The organism is Microbacterium sp. P5_B6 (assembly GCF_056400345.1).
The window spans coordinates 127,094-142,099 of sequence record NZ_JBFULL010000008.1 but is presented as its reverse complement, the minus strand read 5'-3'; the positions used below and the strand labels follow the sequence as shown (position 1 = coordinate 142,099).

The window sequence follows — 15,006 nt, the reverse complement described above, 5'->3', positions numbered from 1 at the left end:
GGTCTAGTCTGGAGGGCTGTCGCGCCGATTGCGCGGAGCCCCGTGATCTGAGGAGGAAGCCATGTACCAGGCCGTCATCGCCAACCAGCCGGCTGTCCTCTCTCCTGAGGTCCCGTCCGGCAAGGGCAGCCCCGTCGTCGAGCGCACGCGCAGTTAACCGCCTCGCAGATCCGGCATACCGCCGGATCCGTCAGCGTTCCCTTCGACAGACCGGGTAAACCGGCCTCCTCTTTGCGCCCTGGCGCTCCTCGCTGTTCCGCCGCGGTGTCGCGGCATCCGTCACCTCCACAAGGATCATGACTTCCACTGCTGCCTCTTCTCAGGTCTCGACCGCTCGCGCGCTGTCGCGGCTTCTTCCGTACACGAAGCCGGTCATGGGCCGGCTCATCCTCGGCATGCTCAGCGCACTCGCCGCGAGCCTCGTCGCGCTCAGCATCCCGCTCGTCCTCGAGGTGGTCGTCGCAGGTCCGATCGCCTCGGGCGACATCGGTCAGATCGTCCTCGGGGCCGCCATCGTGCTCGCCCTCGGCCTCGCCGAGGCCGGCCTGGTGTGGGCGCGCCGCTGGTTCGTGCTGACCCCGTCGACGCGCGTCGAGTACCAGCTGCGCACGGGCTTCTACGAGCGCCTGCAGCGCCTGCCCGTGTCGTTCCACGATCGCTGGCAGTCGGGGCAGCTCCTCAGCCGGATGATGCAGGACATCAGTCTCATCCGCCGCTGGCTCGCCTTCGGCATCGTGCTGCTGCTGGTCAACCTCATCACCATCGTCATCGGTTCGCTCATCCTGTTCCGCTGGCACTGGGTGCTCGGGACGATCTTCCTCGCGTGCTCGCTGCCGCTCTGGTACGCCGGCTACCGCTTCGAGAAGCGGTACGGCGCGCTCGCGCGCAAGAGCCAGGACCAGGCGGGCGACCTGGCGACGGCCGTCGAAGAGAGCGTTCACGGCATCCGCGTGCTCAAGGCGTTCGGGCGCGGCAAGTATGCGCTGCGCAAGTTCGCCTCGCAGGCCGAGACCCTGCGCGAGACCGAGCTCGGCAAGGCCCGCGCGATCGGAGTCATCTGGTTCTGGCTCGTGCTGGGTCCCGATGTCGCGTTCGCGCTGTGCCTGGCCGCCGGCATCCTGCTCAACCTCGCGGGTCAGCTCACCGTCGCCGAGCTGTTCGCGTTCTTCGCGATGGCCACGGTCCTGCGCTGGCCCATGGAGTCGATCGGGTTCCTCTTCTCCTTCCTCCTCGATGCGCGCACGGCCACCGACCGGATCTTCGAGGTCTTCGACGAGCAGAACACGATCTCGGACCCCGCCGAGCCGCTGACGATCGCCGAGCCGCATGGTGCGCTGGTGTTCGAAGGCGTGCACTTCCGCTATCAGGATGCCCCGGCATCCCAGCGCGACCTGCTCGACGGGATCGACCTCGTGCTGCGTCCCGGCGAGACGATGGCGCTGGTGGGGCTCACCGGCTCGGGCAAGACGACGCTGACGACCCTGCCGGCGCGGCTGTACGACGTCACAGGAGGACGCGTCACGCTCGACGGCGTCGACATCCGCGACCTCACCCTGGCGGAGCTGCGCAGACACGTGTCGATGGCGTTCGAGGATGCGACGCTCTTCTCGTCGTCGGTGCGCGACAACGTGCTGCTCGGGCGGGAGGACCTCGAGCCGGGGAGCCCCGAAGCAAATGAGGCGCTGCGCGAGGCGCTCGCCGTGGCGCAGGCGCACTTCGTCCACGACCTCCCGGACGGCGCCGACACCGTCATCGGCGAGGAGGGGCTCTCGCTCTCGGGCGGTCAGCGCCAGCGCCTCGCCCTCGCGCGGGCCGTCGCGGCCAAGCCGGCGGTGCTCGTGCTCGACGACCCGCTGTCGGCGCTCGACGTCGACACCGAGGCGCTCGTCGAAGAAGCGCTGCGCGAAGTACTCGCCGAGACGACGGCGCTGATCGTCGCGCACCGCCCGTCGACGGTGGCGCTCGCCGACAGGGTCGCGCTTCTCGAGGCCGGGCGCATCACGGCGGTCGGCGCGCACTCCGAGCTGCTGCGCACCAGCGAGCACTATCGCCACGTCATATCGAGTCTCGAAGCGAAAGAGGCCCAAGAGGCCGGCGCCGGGTCTGAAGCCCTGCGCGAGAAGGAGGTGACCCCGTGACCACGGCAACCGTCACTGGGACGAGCGGCGAAGACCGCTCGGACTACACCAGCGAAGAGAGCCGGCAGATCCGCCGCCGCTCGCTGCGACTGCTGGGTTCGCTCGTCGGAACGCTGCGCTGGCAGCTCGTCCTGGCCGCCACCGTGCTCGTCGTCTCGACGATCCTCCGGGTCGCGGGCCCCGCGCTGATCGCGTTCGGCATCAACACGGCGCTTCCGGCGGTCGCCGAAGAGGGCGATTGGATGCCGACCATCATGGTGGTCTCGGTCTACCTCACGGCGGCACTCGGCGGGGCGGCCCTCATCGGCTGGTACGTCGTCGTCGCGGCCCGTCTCACGCAGGCTGTCATGCTCGACCTTCGCAAGCGGATCTTCCTGCACACGCAGCGGCTGAGCCTCGAGTTCCACGAGTCGTACACGTCGGGGCGCATCATCTCGCGCCAGACGAGCGACCTCGACTCGATCAAGGAGCTCCTGGACGGCGGACTCAACGAGCTCGTGTCGGGCGTTCTGTACGGCGGCTTCACCCTCATCGCGCTGCTCCTGATCGACTGGCAGTCGGGTGTCATCCTCCTCGTCTCGGGCGTGCCGCTCGCTCTGCTCATGCGGTGGTTCTACACGAGGTCGCAGCAGGCCTACCGGCAGTCCCGCGTGGTCAGTGCGAAGGTCATCGTGCACTTCGTGGAGACTATGACCGGCATCCGAGCGGTCAAGGCCTTCCGCAAAGAGCCCCGCAACGATGAGCAGTTCGGCGAGCTGTCCGGCCAGTACCGCGATGTCAACCTGCGCTCGATCCGCCTCTTCGGAACCTTCGAGCCGGGGCTCATGGCGATCGCGTCGGTCGCGATGGCCGGGGTGCTCCTGTGGGGCTCGGTGCGCGTCGCCGGCGGCGCTCTCGCCGTCGGCACGCTCCTCGCGGCCGTCGTCTACGTGCGCAACTTCTTCTCGCCGATGCAGGAGGTCGCGTTCTTCCTCAACTCGTACCAGTCGGCCACGGCGGCGCTCGAGAAGGTGTCCGGAGTCCTCGAGGAGGAGCCCACCGTTCCCGATCCCATCGCCCCTGTCGACCTGTGGACCGCCCGCGGGCATCTGCGGTTCGACGCGGTCACCTTCGGGTACGGCGGCGACCGGACGGTGCTGCCGAACTTCACCCTCGACATCCCTGCCGGCCAGACGATCGCGCTGGTCGGAACGACGGGTGCCGGCAAGTCGACCCTGGCCAAGCTCGTGTCGCGGTTCTACGATCCGACCGACGGGCGGGTGCTGCTCGACGGCATCGATCTGAGATCGCTGCACCCGAAGGATCTCCGCCGCGCGATCGTCATGGTGACGCAGGAGGCGTATCTCTTCAGCGGCTCGGTGGCCGACAATATCGCACTCGGAAACCCCGACGCGACGCTCGACGAGATCATCGGCGCTGCCCGCGCTGTCGGTGCGCACGACTTCATCGAGGCGCTGCCGGACGGCTATGACACCGACGTCAACAAGCGCGGCGGCCGCGTGTCTGCCGGTCAGCGCCAGCTGATCTCGTTCGCGCGCGCGTTCCTCGCCGATCCGGCGGTGCTCATCCTCGACGAGGCGACCGCGTCGCTCGACATCCCGTCCGAGCGTCTGATCCAGGAGGCCCTTCAGTCGCTGCTCGCCGACCGCACCGCGATCATCATCGCGCACCGCCTCTCGACGGTCGCGATCGCAGACCGGGTGCTGGTCATGGAGCACGGGCGCATCATCGAGGACGACACCCCGAGCAACCTCATCGGCGGCACCGGCAAGTTCGCGCAGCTCCACGCCGCCTGGCGCGAGTCGCTCGTGTAGCCAGGGTTCAGACAGGAATGTCGGATGCCGCGCCCGCGCTCTGCGGCGGGTCGCGGCATCCGTCCTTCGTCCTTCGGTGCCCGCGCTCGGCGCCGGGTCGCGGCATCCGTCCTCCGTCCGCCCGCCAACCACCCTTTCGCGACACCGCGGTCGGAGATAGGGGCCTTTGTCGGAGGATTCGGCGCGATTGTTCCGACGAACGCTGAATCTTCCGACGCTCGTCCTGCGGCCGAGGGGTGACAGGCACATACGCGCGAACGTCCCGCATCACTCAGATCGGACAGGACGACGGATGCCGCTCCGGCGCTTCCGCCGGGTGGCCGCATCCGTCATGTCTGCTTTCCGAAGGGCGCTGAGGGGAGGGGGCGCCCCGCGGAGCCGGGCCGTCGGCCAGCCGTTTCCGGCATCGCGGTCGGAGATGCTGACCTTTGTCGGAGGATTCGGCGCGACTGTTCCGACGAACGCCCGATTTTCCGACGCTCGTCCGCCGTCGGCTCGATTGTTCCGACGAAAAGCTATAGCATCCTACCTCGATCAGACGGCCCGGTGGGCTCCCGTCGCGAGGGCGCGCGCGATGGTTCTCTCGACCGCTGGCCAGTCGTGGACCACCTGCGCATAGGTGAAACGCAAGACGGTGAAGCCGCGAAGACGCAGTTCGGCGTCGTGCGCAACGTCGCGTCCGCGTTGGGCGGCAGCCGAGTGATGCGCGAACCCGTCGATCTGCACGACGAGCCGCTCCCCGAGAAGCACATCGACGCGGTGGCCTGCGATGACGATCTGCTGGCGGATGCGGAGGCCCCAAGGAGTGAGCCTCACGACGACGAGTGTCTCCAGTCCCGAGTCGCTCAACCCGTTCACCGTCTGCGCGCATTCCCGTGCTGCGATAGAAGTCCATCGCACGCGACGCAGTGCGTCCACGGAGAGTCCCTCAATGCGAATCGCGGACTCCCATACGACGAGCGCCGATTCTCGTGGGAGGCAGTCCGCGATGTTGTGGAGAGCGGTCTCGGGCGAGTCCATGAGCCCGAGCGCGGGCCCGGGAGCGATCGCACGACGCCAATGCAGATGCGTATTCTCAGGGCGACCTGGTGAGCGCCCGTTCGGGTCGAGCGACACATGATGGCGCGCGTCGACGTTCTCCGGCATCCACCAGTTCCTGTGACGGGCGAGCGACACGCAGGTGAGGCGGCCGCCGATCTCTGCAGCCGCGATAAGGGCGTCAGGCGCCTGATCGACCGCAAGCCATGCGCGACGAATGCGTCGGATCCGACCCGAGGCGATTTCCCGCTGCCGCACGCCACGCCGATAGCCGGCCGCCTCGGCTTCTTCACGATGCGCGATTCCGCCGCGCAGCAGGAGCCACTGATGCAAGTCCATCTCGCGACCTTCTCAAAGGTCACCTCATCACGGTGCCCCGGCAGCGTTGACTGGGGGATGGCGAACTCTCTCCGCGGCTGGGGAGGAAGGAAGTTCGCTCAGCGGCAGCGCACCACGGGGCGTTCGGCCAGCGAGGAGGGGCCGCCGCGATCGCGGCACTCACGTCGGCCCAAGCGCCGAATGTCGGAGGATTTTGAGGTAAGCATCCGACGAAGCGCGAATTCTCCGACGGGCTGCCGTCGCCCGATCCCGCTCGAAAGCATCAAGCCGCTCACAGCGAAACCGCCAGATACGCCGGGAACCGGGCCGATCACAACGGCGGGAAGCCGAAGCTAGAGGCGGATCTCGGCGATGACCTCGCCGTACTCGGTCTCGCCGACCGGCGTGAAGCCCACGCGGTCGAAGAACGCCTGGGGGCCGCCCTCGCCCGCCTCGTAGATGACGTCGACGTGGTCCATGCCGCGATTGCGCGCCTCTTCGAGGAGCTTCTGCACGGCGAAGCGGCCGACGCCGCGACCCTGGTCGTCGGCGTCGACGTTGATGCGCCACAGCACCGAGCGGAAGTGGTCCTGTGTGGCATCGAGGTCGAAGTTGGCGCTCACGAAGCCGACGACCTCGTCGTTGTCGAGCACGACGCGCTGCCACGCGGTCGCGGGGTTCGCCACAGTGCCGGCCACCGCATACGACACAGGAGCCAGGAACTGCTCCTGGCCGGGCTTCAGCGACAGATTGTTGACCGCCACGATCGTCGTCGCGGACAGTTCCACAAGTCGCAGGTCACCCATAACGCACAGGCTAGCCCGGATCACCGGCATCCCGCACACGGAGAAAACAGTGTGACACAAAGTATCTTGATGTCAAGATACTTTTGCCGGTGGGATAGGCTGGATTCCGCCCCCAGAACGAAAGACGGAACACGTGACCGACTCCATCATCTACACGTACACCGACGAGGCTCCGGCGCTCGCGACCGCGTCATTCCTGCCCATCGTGCAGGCCGTCACGGGTCAGGCGGGAGTGGAGGTCGAGATCCGCGACATCTCGCTGGCCGGCCGGATTCTCGCGGCGTTCCCGCAGAACCTCACACCCGAGCAGCAGGTCGGCGATGCACTCGCAGAGCTCGGCGGCCTCGCGACGCTGCCCGAGGCGAACATCATCAAGCTTCCCAACATCTCGGCCTCGATCCCGCAGCTGAAGGGCGCGATCGCCGAGCTGAAGAGCCAGGGCTTCGACATCCCCGACTACCCGGACGATGCCGAGTCGCTCGAAGACAAGGACGTGCGCGCGCGCTACGACCGCATCAAGGGATCCGCGGTGAACCCGGTCCTCCGCGAGGGCAACAGCGACCGGCGCGCACCCCTCTCCGTCAAGAACTACGCGCGCAAGCACCCGCACCGCAACAAGCCCTTCCCGGAGGGGTCGAAGACCCGCGTCGCCACCATGGGGCACGACGACTTCCGCACGAATGAGAAGTCGTTCGTCTCCTCGGGAGACGACGTCCTCACGATCCAGCACATCACCGCCGAGGGCACGGTCACTGAGCTCAAGACCGGGCTGAAGGTCCTGCCGGGCGAGATCATCGACGCGACGTTCCTCTCGGCCGCCGCGCTCGACGCCTTCCTCGCGCAGACCCTGAAGGATGCCGCGGCCGAAGACGTGCTCTATTCGGTGCACCTCAAGGCGACCATGATGAAGGTCAGCGACCCGATCATCTTCGGCCACGTCGTGAAGGCCTACTTCTCAGACATCTTCGAGAAGTACGGCGACAAGATCGCCGAGGCAGGCCTGACCCCCAACGACGGCCTCGGCGCCATCCTCGCGGGGCTCTCGTCGGTCGAGGGCGGCGACGAGATCCGGGCCGCGATCACCGCCGATCTCGAGCGGGGCCCTCGCCTCTCGTACACGAACTCCGACAAGGGCCTCACGAACCTGCACGTCCCGTCCGACGTCATCGTGGATGCCTCGATGCCTGCGCTTATCCGCAACGGCGGCAAGCTGTGGGGCGTCGACGGCGGCGAGGACGACACCCTCGCCGTCATCCCCGACTCCTCGTATGCGAGCGTCTTCCAGACGGTCATCGAGGACGTCAACGCCCACGGTCCGCTCGACCCGGCCACCATCGGCACGGTTCCGAACGTGGGGCTCATGGCCCAGGCGGCTGAGGAGTACGGCAGCCACGACAAGACGTTCGAGATCGCGGCCGCAGGCGTCGTGCAGGTGCGCAGCGCCTCCGGCGACGTGCTGCTCGAGCACGACGTGCAGGCGGGCGACATCTGGCGCGCGACGCAGACCAAGGATGTCGCCATCCGCGACTGGGTGAAGCTCGCCGTCTCGCGTGCCCGGGCGAGCGCCACTCCCGCTGTCTTCTGGCTCGACGAGACCCGCGCGCACGACGCGGAGCTCATCACGAAGGTGAAGACCTACCTTGCGGACCACGACACCGAGGGCCTGACGATCGAGATCCTCGCTCCGGCGGCGGCGACGCAGTACTCGCTCGATCGCCTGCGCAAGGGCGAAGACACCATCTCGGTGACGGGCAATGTGCTGCGCGACTACAACACCGACCTCTTCCCGATCCTCGAGGTCGGCACGTCCGCGAAAATGCTCAGCATCGTGCCGCTCCTCGCGGGCGGCGGTCTCTTCGAGACGGGTGCCGGCGGTTCGGCGCCCAAGCACGTGCAGCAGCTCGTCGAGCAGGACTACCTGCGCTGGGACTCGCTCGGCGAGTTCTTCGCGCTCGCCGCCTCGCTCGAGCACTTCGCGGACTTCACCGGCAACGTCAAGGCGCAGGTGCTGGCCGACACGCTGGATGCCGCCACCGGCACGTTCCTCGAGAACGACAAGTCGCCCGGCCGTGCGCTCGGCACGATCGACAACCGCGGCAGCCACTTCTACCTGGCCCTCTACTGGGTGCAGGAGCTGGCAGCGCAGCAGTCCGACCCCGAGCTCGCGTCGGCCTTCGCGCCGGTGGCCGAGGCGCTTGCCTCGAACGAGCAGCAGATCGTCGAGGAGCTCCTCGCCGTGCAGGGAACGCCGGTCGACATCGGCGGCTACTACCGTCCCGACCCGCTGGCTGTCGAGGGCGTGATGCGTCCTTCGGCGACCTTCAACGGGATCATCGCGACCCTGGGCGCTCAGCGGAGCTGAGCGGCCAGGAAGCCCGGTCGTTGAGCGTCCGGCGCGAAGCGGCGGACCTGTCGAAACGAGGCGCTCAGCGGAGCTGAGCGCCCAGGAGGTCGTTGAGCGTCCGGCGCGAAGCGGCGGACTAGTCGAAACCGGCCGGCCAGCGGAGCTGATCGAACACTGACGAAGGGGCGACGGATGCTGCGGCATCCGTCGCCCCTTTCGCTTCTCCCCGCGCGGCTCTTCTGCCCGCGCGGCGTCCGATCTCCTCACGGCACCACCCGCCGGGCCCTCCTCAGGCGACTGCCCGATGCACGGCGGAGGAAAGCGGATGCTCGGCCGGAAGATCGGCGAGCGCGAGAGCCCCGTCGATGCCTTCGCCGAGCGGTTCGACGACCGCGACATCGGCCCGCGTGCCGCCCTCGGTGAGTGCCGTGGTGAACGACTCCTGCAGCCGCGTCGAGCGGAAGACGCCCCCGATCGCGCACACCGCGGCGCGCTCCTCGCCATGGCCCACCCGGCGGAGCGCGGTCGTCACGCTGAGTGCCAGCTCGCCGGCTGCGCGGTCGGTGATCGCCTGGGCGACAGCATCCCCCTCCACCGCCAGCCGCGCCACGACCGCGGCGAACGACGCGACGATCTGGACGCGGTCCTCGGCGGCCTGCAGGTCGATGTAGGCCTCGGAGAGGTCGGGCCAGCGCTCGCGGACGGGATCGGCGAGTGCGGTGGCAGGCCCGCGCCCGTCGTAGGCGCGCATGACGGCGTCGAGGGCTTCGCGCCCGATCCAGTACCCGCTGCCCGCGTCGCCCATGATGTAGCCCCAGCCGTCGATGCGCGAGACGGCGTCCTGCCCGACGGCGAGGGTCACGACTCCGGTGCCCGCCGCGACGACCGCGCCTCGTGCGTCCCCGAGCGCGCCGAGGAACGACGTCGTCGAGTCGTGGGCGAGCGAGGCGCCCCGCACGCCGGTGTCGCGCACGAGCGACAGCAGCCGCCCGGCGTCGGCATCGCGATCCGTGAGCCCCGAGATCCCGGCCGTCACGATCTCCGGCGAGGCGCCGGTGCGATCGATCGCGGCCCGTACGACGTGGGCGAGCTGGGGGAGCAGCGGCTCGTGCGTGTCGATGCCCCGGAAGACGACATCCTGCCGCTCGCCCGGTCCTGCGAGACGGACCTTCATGCCCGTCTGGCCCGCGTCGATCGCGAGCACACGCGCTGATGTCATCGCAGTTCCCCCATGCTCATGGCCTGATAGGCCTCGCGGAGATAGGTTCCCGCGGGCTTGCCGTAAGGGCAATATTCGTCGTTCACGGCCGCATCCTCGGGCCCGTAGAGGCTCGCCGGCCAGTCCCACAGCATGAAGCCCTGCATCCATGGCCGGCGCGCGCAGGCGTCGAACATCTCGCGGTAGTACCGCAGCTGCTCGTCACCGGATGGTTCGCCCTGGAGCGTCCAGTCGTTGGGTCGTGCCGCCGATCCGGTGCGGCTCGGGCAGCCCGCCTCCATGAAGAAGAACGGCTTGCCGGATGCCTGGACCACCGCCTCGATGCGGTCGAGGTGCTCTTCCCAAGTGCCTGCCGGGTAGTAGCCGCTCGACGAGATGACGTCGACAGCATCCCACCAGGTGAGGCGGTCCTCCTGGTACTTGTCGCAGTTGTAGGTCACCAGCCCGGAGTAGACCCCACGGATCTCCGCGATGAGGCGGCGCCACTCCTCCTCGCGGGCGTCGGCGCGCACCATCTCGCACCCGATGCACAGCATCTCGCAGCCCTCCGCCTCCGCGATCGAGGCGGCGTGCAACAGGAACAGCCGGTACGAGGCGAACCACTCGGCCCACGTCGGCTCGCCCGGCACATCCCGGTCGAAGAAGCCGATGTGCGCCCGCCAGGTGCCGTCCGCGCAGTTGACGACGGGCTTCAGGCACACCTTCAGCCCGAGTCCCTTCGCCTCGCGGATGGCCCACGCGATCTCGTCGTCGGTCACCGTCGGCGCCTCATCGAACGGGATCTCGGTGCTGAACGGCGTCGCCTGCAGAGCCGAATAGGCCAGAGCGGTCCAGGTGACCGCATGGTCGGCCATCGCCGCCATGGATGCTGTCGCCTCGGGCGTCGCCCAGGTTCCTCGTGTGCCGACCCATCCCCACGTCATGCCGCAGACGGGGTCGGCGAGTGCGCTCACCGGACCACCAGCTGATTGGCGCTGCGCAGAACCTCGGGTGCCGTCAGCCGTTGGAGGTCGAGCTTTCCGGCATGCCGGATCAGGATGCTGGAGCTCTCGCCCGGCAGCAGTGTCACGAGCCCGTCCGCCGCCACCGCGGAGAGGTCGAGCTTGTCGGCGAGGATCGTGAGGTCGCGCACCAGCGTGCGTGCGGTGACGGTGACCAGCGTTCCGTCGCTGACGGCGGCGCTCTGGACATCGACCTCGGCTGCGGCGAGTGCGGAGTCGCGTGGCTCGGCGAAGAACCACTCGCCGCGCACGCCGTTCGCCTCGGCCACCAGCAGTTCGCTGGACGCGTTGCCGGGCGACGCCAGCTCATCCTGGAGAGCGATCGACGCGGTGCTACGCGCGGCCACGTCGAGCGCGGCATCCGTTTCGGCCAGCACTGTCCCGTCGAAGGCGAGCCGGCGCACGCGCAGTGCTGCCGACCACGCCTCGGCCGTGTCATTGGACACGACCGCGGCCAGGCCTCCGTCACGCGGCTGGATCGTGACGAGCCTCGGCGCGAAGGCGCGGCGCAACCCGTAGAAAAGCGGCTTCGGACGCTCGTCGCCGTCGATCGCAGCCCACGAGGTGACGGGCCAGCAGTCGTTGAGCTGCCACACGATGGCGCCCTGGGTGTGCGGCGCCCACGAGCGGAAGTGCTCGAGGGCAGTGCGCACGGCGATCGCCTGGTTCAGTTGCATCGCCCAGTGCCACGTCTCCATGTCTTCCGGCACGCGGAAATGGGGGACCAGGCCGCCGGTGAGCTTGACGTTGCCCTCCATCGCCTTCTGGTGGACGATCATGCCGGGCGACTCGGGTGTGAGCGGGTCATCGCTGACCGAGCGCACGAGCGTGCTCCACGCGGGCGGGCCCTGCCATCCGAACTCGGCGACGAAGCGGGGCCGGTGCTCGCGATACGTCGCCCAGTCGCGGCGGTTCCACTGCTCCCACAGGTGCATCGAGCCGTGCTGCTCGTCGTTGGGGTGCGGGCCCGTCTGGCGCTCGCCATCCCAGCCGGCGCCGGGACTGTAGGGACTCCCCGGGGCGTACGGCACGTGCGGTGCGAGCTCGCCGATGATCCGCGGGAAGAGGTCGTAGTAGTAGTACGCCCCCCACGTCTTGCCGTCGAGCCGCTCCTTCCACCCCCAGTCCTCGTAGCCCCAAAGGTTCTCGTTGTTGCCCGTGAGCAGCACGAGCGACGCGTGGTGCGAGAGCCGCACGACGTTCTCGCGAGCCTCGGCCTCGATCTCGGAGCGCAGCGGCTCCTCCTCGGCGTACGCCGCGCAGGCGAAGAGGAAGTCCTGCCACGCGAGCAGGCCGAGTTCGTCGCACAGCTCGTAGAAGTCGTCGGACTCGTACAGGCCTCCGCCCCACACGCGGATGAGATTGAGGTTGGCATCGAGCGCCTGCTCGAATCGGCGGCGCAGCCGGTCGCGCGTGACGCGCACCGGCAGCGCGTCGTCGGGGATCCAGTTGGCGCCCTTCACGAAGACCGGCTGGTCGTTGACGACCAGCGTGAACGGCGTGCCAGCGGCATCCGGCTGCGTGTCCCAGCGGACCGTCCGGAACCCGACACGGCGCGACGCGGAGTCGAGCACCCGCTCGCCCTCGACGAGCTCGACCCGCACGTCCGTGAGGGGCTGCGCGCCATAGCCGACGGGCCACCACAGCTCGACATCGTCCAGGTCGAGGGTGACGGATGCCGCTGCTCCGCCTGTCTCGACGATCGCCGTCGCGCCGCCGGCCGTCACGCGGAGCGCGAGCGCGGCATCGCCCGTGCGCTCGAGGTCGGCGACCACGTCGATCGCGCCAGAGCCCTCGCCGGTGACCCGCGCGGTGACGCGCACCTGGGCGAGCCGTGCCAGCGACCAGCTTTCGAGCCGGACAGGTCCGACGATGCCACTCGTATACGTCGCGATGCCCCAGTCCCACCCGAAGTTGCAGGCCGACTTGCGGATCGCGTCGTACGGGAGCGGGTAGGGGCGTTGGCGCGCGCCCAATGCCACGCTCTGCGCGTTGGCGTATTTGACGGGGGAGTGGAAGGCGACTTCGAGCTCGTTGGCGCCGTCGATGAGCACGTCGGTCACATCGAACCGGTACGAACGGTGCTGGTTGGCGGTCTCGCCCAGGACGGCGCCGTTGAGTGTCACGCGCGCCACCGTGTCGAGGCTCGCGAAGGCGAGGTCGACGCGGTCCGCGCCCTCCGGCGACCACTCGAACGACGTGCGGTACGTCCAGTCCACCAGGCCGATCCAGGCGAGGAGCGACTCGTTGTCGTCGAGGTACGGGTCGGGGATGAGCCCGGCGTCGAGCAGATCGGTGTGGACGCAGCCCGGCACGGTGGCAGGAACCACCGCGTCGGCGATCGCCTGCGGGGCAGGGCCGGAAGCGGCGGTGAGCTGCCAGCCGGTATCGATCGGTCTGCTCAGGAGCGCGCTGCGGGCGGGGATGGTCGAAGTCACTTGACGGCTCCGGAGGTCAGGCCGCGGTAGATCCACCGCTGCAGGAGAAGGAAGGCGATGAGGGTCGGGACGATGACGATGATCGTGCCGGCGGCGATGACCTCCCATTGGGCGCCGAACGGTCCTTTGAACCGGAACAGCGAGGTGGAGATCATGCCCTCACTGGGCAGATAGAGGAAGGGGGCGTAGAACTCGTTGTAGACCGCGATGCCCTTGATGATCATGACGGTGGCGATGGCGGGCTTCAGGAGCGGAAGGACGATGCGCCAGTAGATCGTCCAGCGGTTCGCCCCGTCGATCATCGCGGCCTCGTCGAGCGAGACCGGGATCGACTGCATGAACTGGATGAAGAGGTACAGGGCGATGACGTCGGTGCCCATGAACAGCAGGATGAGGGCGGCCTTCGTGTCATACAGCCCCAGGCCGTTGATCAGCTGGAAGGTGGCCACCTGGCTCGTGACGCTCGGAATCAGCGTGGCGACGAGGAACAGCGCCATCACGAGCTTCTTGCCGCGGAAGTTGAACCGGTCGAGGGCATAGGCGGCCATCGTCCCGATCAGCACGGTGCCGGCCAGAGAGACCACCAGCACGATGGTCGTGTTGACGAATCCCTCGAGCATCTTGCCGCTCGTGAACGCCGTGACGAAGTTGTCGAAGTTCAGCCAGCTCGACGGAGGTGCGAACGGCCCGGTCGTGCCGTACTCCTGGCTCGTCTTGAAGCTCGCGAACAGCAGCACGGTCAGTGGGAGGAGCGTCAGGATCGAGGCGACGATGAGGCTCGTGTACTTCGCGGTCTGCGCGCTCATCGAGCGCGCCCGCATCCCCATCGTCAGGCCGTTGCGCGCGGCATTGCGCGGCGGTGCCATCGTGGCGGTCATGTGAGGTCAACCTTCTCGTCGGGGAACAGTTTTCGCTGGATCCAGGTGATGACCAGCACGATGAGCAGCAGCACGACGGCCATCGCGGAGGCGAGTCCGACCTGTCGGTAGCTGAACGCGGTCTGCAGCGTCTGGATGACGAACGTCGCCGAGCCGTTCGCGCCGCCGGTCATGATGAAGGGGATCTCGAACACCGACAGGCTCCCTGCGATGGCGAGGATGAAGGACAGGCCGATCACGCGCCGGATGCCGGGGAAGATGATCGCCCAGAACTGCTGCCACTTGCTGGCCCCATCGAGGTCGGCGGCCTCGTACAGCTCGTGAGGAAGCGACTGGATCGCGCCGAGGAACAGCACGAAGTTCATGCCGGTGTAGCGCCAGACCGAGGTCGCGGAGAGCGACCAGTTGACGATCGCCGGGTCGCCGAGCCACTGCGGCGGGTCGCTCACGCCGAACCACGACAGCACCGTGTCGAGGGTGCCGCCCGGCTGGAAGAGGTAGAGGAAGACGAAGCCGATCGCCACGCCGTTGATGAGGTAGGGGAAGAACAGGATGCCCCGGAAGAGGTTCGAGAAGCGTGTCGCGAAGCTCAGGATCACGGCGAAGTAGAGCGCGATCGCCATCTGCACGAACGACGCGAGGAAGTAGTAGAGGCTCACGAAGAAGACGCTGAAGATCTTCGGGTCGGTGAAGACCTCGACGTAGTTCTCGAGCCCTACGAGGTTCTTCGTGCGGTCGATCCCGTCCCAGTCCGTGAGGCTGAAGTAGACGAGGTTGATCGCGGGCCAGTAGGTGAAGACCAGCAGCAGGCCCACGGCCGCGCCGAGGAAGAGCCACGGGGTGAGGCCGCCGAGCACTCTGCCGCGGCGACGTGTGACGAGCGGCCGGGGCCCGCCGGCTCCTTGGATCGCTCCACGGAGCCGGCGAGACTGAACCGCCGGGGACAGGACGGCAGGTGCTCCGGCTGGAGCCCCACCTGGGGATGTGATGGACATATGCCTGCCGTCCTCTC

The 15,006-nt window shown here is 68.3% G+C and carries 10 protein-coding genes; 3 read left to right on the top strand and 7 right to left on the bottom strand.

The features are described 5' to 3' along the window. Positions 1-296 precede the first annotated feature (296 nt). Positions 297-2,138 (top strand): ABC transporter ATP-binding protein, encoded by a 1,842-nt coding sequence (locus AC1DP3_RS12965; RefSeq protein WP_477293889.1) that lies wholly within the window; start codon positions 297-299, stop codon positions 2,136-2,138. Further along, entirely contained in the window at positions 2,135-3,952 is a 1,818-nt protein-coding gene (locus AC1DP3_RS12960; RefSeq protein ID WP_477293887.1) for an ABC transporter ATP-binding protein, read from the top strand. Before AC1DP3_RS12965 ends, AC1DP3_RS12960 begins: the two co-directional genes overlap by 4 nt. A gap of 534 nt (positions 3,953-4,486) precedes the next feature. On the opposite strand, the gene AC1DP3_RS12955 is transcribed toward AC1DP3_RS12960, so the two are convergent. Together AC1DP3_RS12955 and AC1DP3_RS12950 are read right to left on the bottom strand one after the other, a co-directional pair. Next, positions 4,487-5,329, bottom strand: a complete 843-nt coding sequence (locus tag AC1DP3_RS12955) for an endonuclease domain-containing protein (protein ID WP_477293885.1) — start codon at positions 5,327-5,329, stop codon at positions 4,487-4,489. 332 nt (positions 5,330-5,661) lie between these two features. After that, the gene (locus AC1DP3_RS12950; protein WP_477293883.1) at positions 5,662-6,114 is read right to left on the bottom strand and encodes a GNAT family N-acetyltransferase; all 453 of its coding nucleotides are present in this window, start codon (positions 6,112-6,114) and stop codon (positions 5,662-5,664) included. Positions 6,115-6,247: 133 nt separating this feature from the next. Between AC1DP3_RS12950 and AC1DP3_RS12945 the strand changes: the two genes are divergently transcribed. After that, positions 6,248-8,476 (top strand): NADP-dependent isocitrate dehydrogenase, encoded by a 2,229-nt coding sequence (locus AC1DP3_RS12945; protein ID WP_477293881.1) that lies wholly within the window; start codon positions 6,248-6,250, stop codon positions 8,474-8,476. A 271-nt stretch (positions 8,477-8,747) separates the two neighbouring features. Here AC1DP3_RS12945 and AC1DP3_RS12940 read toward each other — a convergent pair whose 3' ends face one another. The 5 genes from AC1DP3_RS12940 to AC1DP3_RS12920 are packed head-to-tail and all read right to left on the bottom strand — an operon-like array spanning position 8,748 to position 14,989. Beyond that, a complete protein-coding gene (locus AC1DP3_RS12940; RefSeq protein ID WP_477293880.1) occupies positions 8,748-9,677 on the bottom strand; it encodes an N-acetylglucosamine kinase in 930 nt (309 codons plus the stop codon). Then, on the bottom strand, positions 9,674-10,630 hold the full coding sequence (locus tag AC1DP3_RS12935) for a glycoside hydrolase family 113 (protein WP_477293878.1): 957 nt from the start codon (positions 10,628-10,630) through the stop codon (positions 9,674-9,676). The genes AC1DP3_RS12940 and AC1DP3_RS12935 overlap by 4 nt, the downstream gene beginning before the upstream one ends. Beyond that, a complete protein-coding gene (locus AC1DP3_RS12930) occupies positions 10,627-13,116 on the bottom strand; it encodes a glycoside hydrolase family 2 protein (RefSeq protein ID WP_477293876.1) in 2,490 nt (829 codons plus the stop codon). Before AC1DP3_RS12930 ends, AC1DP3_RS12935 begins: the two co-directional genes overlap by 4 nt. Continuing rightward, positions 13,113-13,994, bottom strand: coding sequence for a carbohydrate ABC transporter permease (locus AC1DP3_RS12925; RefSeq protein ID WP_477293874.1), 882 nt, complete (start codon positions 13,992-13,994; stop codon positions 13,113-13,115). The genes AC1DP3_RS12930 and AC1DP3_RS12925 overlap by 4 nt, the downstream gene beginning before the upstream one ends. Next, on the bottom strand, positions 13,991-14,989 hold the full coding sequence (locus AC1DP3_RS12920) for a carbohydrate ABC transporter permease (protein ID WP_477293872.1): 999 nt from the start codon (positions 14,987-14,989) through the stop codon (positions 13,991-13,993). Before AC1DP3_RS12920 ends, AC1DP3_RS12925 begins: the two co-directional genes overlap by 4 nt. Positions 14,990-15,006 lie beyond the last annotated feature (17 nt).